Source organism: Pseudoalteromonas sp. 0802 (assembly GCF_013350085.1).
In the GTDB taxonomy this organism is placed as follows: domain Bacteria; phylum Pseudomonadota; class Gammaproteobacteria; order Enterobacterales; family Alteromonadaceae; genus Pseudoalteromonas.
The window spans coordinates 5,005-8,557 of the sequence record NZ_JABVXE010000042.1 but is presented as its reverse complement, the minus strand read 5'-3'; the positions used below and the strand labels follow the sequence as shown (position 1 = coordinate 8,557).

Genomic DNA, 3,553 nt, shown 5'->3' with positions numbered 1-3,553 from the left:
CTTAATTCGGTGTTTCTTTCGCGAATATAACGATAATAACTGCCACCCATTAGGCTGTAGCTTTGATTGTCTTTTACGTTTTTACCTTGCAAGATTTGATAGTTAGTACTGCCCCAAAAACCCCAATCTAGGCCAAGGTCATGAGATAGACTAAGTTGTAATTGCGTAGCCCTAACACCACCCCATACTTGGTTGGTAAAGACATCTTCAAGTCCTGCGTAAGATAACACAGAGCTGGTAACCGGGCGTTTATTAAACGTGACGCCATAACCAAAGTCGCCTAAATCACCATTGTAATTAACGCCCCACACGATATCTTCGACTAAAAAGCCAAGTGGAGTGGTACCAACATCAATTCGCCATTGCTCGTTTTGCCAAGCAAGGCCAATATCCATACCTTGTTGCTTTGGTTTTATACTTAAAAGTGGGCAGTCAAAAATACACAGAGCTCCTTGACCATAGCGGCTACCAGCAAAGGTTTCATCAAAGCGGGTTTCTTGGCTCGATATTGTCATTGGGTCTAATTTCACAATCCCAGTGCCACCCCATAGCGGGAAACCTGCTTCAATAGGCGTTGCACCAGCGCCGAGGGTTGACTCATTTTGTGTGCTGGTTTGGCTACTTAAGTTGATTGCAGCAGTGATATACGCTTGCTCATCGCGCTCAATACCTTGCAATTGACGCTTGGCATTATTGACATACCAAGCTTCATTTTCATCAAGGGCATACAGTTCATAGTTCTGCTCATCGCTTAAGGTGCTCGTTGCCGTATCTGGATCAACGGCTGCGCGGTACCAGCTTTGCGCAAGCGTAGTTTGTTGCTTAGCTTGCGCAACCGCTGCTGCTTGATAATAAAGCTCTTGGTTGTTGTTGGATTTAGCTAGCAATTGCTCAGCTAGATTTATTGCGCTCTGTTTATCTTCAAATTGTTCAAGGGCAGTCATCAATTGCTGCTGACGATAGCTTTGCTCACTCGAAACTTGATTAATTTGCCCAGCAATGATGCGATCTGCTAAATCATCTCTTTGCTGCTGACGAGCAAGTGTCGCAATAGCTAAAGCAGTATCCGTTGACACAGTTTGTCCTTTTGCAACGTGCTGCTCAAAGCGGGTAATGGCCTGATTACTATTGCCTTGCTCGATATGAGCATTGATCAGCGCCTCTGACAGTTCTGGGTTATCGGGGTAACGTGTTGCAAGCTCTGAGAGCTTAGCAACTCGTTGGTTACTATCACTAAAGCGATTAACGTAATTAACTTGTAGTGCTAACCATTGTGATTGCTCTGCATCGGTTGCGTTACTCGGCAGTTGATAGTCTGCAAACCAGCTATCAGCAGCGTTTTTATCGTTGCTTTCAATTAGCCAATTTGCATATGTCATGTGCCAATATGGGCTCAAACTTGGGTCACGAGTAAGAGCTTTTTTCAGTTGCCTTATTGCATACTGCTGCTCATTAATTTGTTGCCATTGACTGGCAAGCTCAGCTTGCATTAAAGGTGTTAATGGCTGTGCTTCTAACTCGGTGAGCTTATAAATCACCGTGGCTTTATTAGTGGCTGTATTGTTGGCAGAGAGCCTTTCTAGTTTGGTATTAATGCTTAGCTGCTCTGTAAGCACATTAATTTGTTCAGTGCGCGCGTTATTAGGAATGTAATCCAAGGTTGCCAGTGCTCCTTGGTAATCATTCAACGAACGTAAAAATAGGGCATGGCTATAACGCAAATCTGCATCTAGCGGAAATTGCCACAAGGTTTTTTTATACAGAGCTTTGGCATGATCAACTAAACCTTGTTGTTGATATAAATTTGCAAGGTCGTAGTAAAGCCAGCTTTGACGTGGGCTTTGTTTGATTGCCATAAGTAGCACATCAACTGCTTCATCTAGCTTACCTTCAGCAGTAAGCTCATCAGCACGGGTTCTCAGTTGCTGTGTTTGTAATAGGGTATAATCTTCAGCAATTAATGCCTGTTGCTGACGAGTTAAGCCATTATAAAAACGATGACTACGAGCATAATTACCATCTGAGGCGGTCAATTCAAGCATGGCACGCAAAGTAGGCTGTTGCAGAGGGTCGTCTTTTAGCACTTGCTTATAAAGGTTCATCGCGTTTTGAAGTTGGCCTGCTTGTTTGGCAAGTTCAGCACGGTAAAACAATACCGTATTAGGGTCTTCATTTAAGGTGTCAGCTAAATCCAGCTTAAGCGCAGCCTGTTTGAGTTCATTGCTACTAATGGCTGATTTAGCTTCATCTATGTATTGCCAAAAACGAGCAGTATTGGCGAGGCCTTTTAAAACTGTTATACGGTTTGCATCTATGCTGTATTTTTGAGCTTTTTTAAAGTACTGGTAAGCATTGGCATTACGACCTTGCCTTAAGTTCAATAAACCTAAGCTATTGTATATTTCAGGATCTTGAGGACGACCTCGCAGTGCTTTATTAAAAAGCTTTTCTGCTGCATCAAAGTGGCGTTTTTCAAGTTCGACACTGCCTTTAAGCCATGTCTGATACGCAGGGTCTGCTTGCTTTTTTTGCTCCGCTAAATGCGCTTTTTTAAAGTCACTAAATTGTAGCTGACCTTTACTGCTTTTAGGGTAGGCTGCAAAGTAACGCTGATATTCGCGCTCAGTTTGTTTATTAAGCGGCATATCCTCAAGGGCTGCAAGCCACGCAAACTCAGCTTCAACACCATATTGGTTACTGTGTGCATAATGGCTCAGTAATTCTATGGCTTCTTTGTTTGTTGGGTTTTGCTTTAACAGATGTCTTGCGTAGGCAAGCTCAAAACGGCCACTATTTGGGTAGCGTTTTAGTAAAGAACGATAACCGCGCAGTGCTTGCTGATATTGATTTGGATCTTGAGCAAGCCAGTTTATGTGCTCCAGCTCATATTCAATATTAGGGTAGGCGGATTTAAATAGCCGATTGTAGATTTTTACCGCGTCACTGTATTGTCCGGCCCTGGCACGAAGCCTGGCTTGTTGAACCGCTTCTTTGTCTTGGTTATTGACGCGTGCAAGTAGGGTTAAGCTTGTTACGCACGGATGCGATAGGTTACTAAGCTCTGCTAAATGCGCATTGGCTTTGTCGGTTTTTTTGAGGCTATATAAAACGCGCACCTGGGCACATTGCACTTGAGTATTTTTAGGTGCAATGCTTTGCAGCTTTTCTAAGCTGTCGCTCATCAATTGATTATCACGCTCAATTTCACCAAGTTGTACTTGGCTAATTAACCAATCAATTGATTGACTATCAAGGTCTTTGTTTATTGCTGCGGATGCACTGGAGCTTGCTAAAACTGCAGCAAGTAGCCACTTTATCGGCATTCATTGCTCCAGTTAGTTGTTAAAGCCCCGTTTTTATCAATACTAAAACGGTTGTTCAATGCGCTGTTACCAAATAAATACAACACGCTGTCGTAGTAGCGGCTGGTGGTAAAGCGGGTATCCATCATAATTTGCTGTTGTAAAGCTGTCACAGTTTGTGATGCATTATCTTCAGCAAGCAATGGCAATAAGGCGGCAACAAAACCACTTGGGGCGTTGCCTGCCGTTTT

The 3,553-nt window shown here is 43.2% G+C and carries 1 protein-coding gene and 1 pseudogene; both read right to left on the bottom strand.

Annotated features, from left to right (window positions below):
• Positions 1-3,323 (bottom strand): cellulose synthase subunit BcsC-related outer membrane protein (locus HUS61_RS20820; RefSeq protein WP_175092376.1); only part of this gene is annotated, 3,323 nt, incomplete at its 3' end.
• A pseudogene (locus HUS61_RS21730) lies at positions 3,314-3,553 on the bottom strand (cellulase); the annotation flags it as partial. The gene HUS61_RS20820 and the pseudogene HUS61_RS21730, both read right to left, overlap by 10 nt.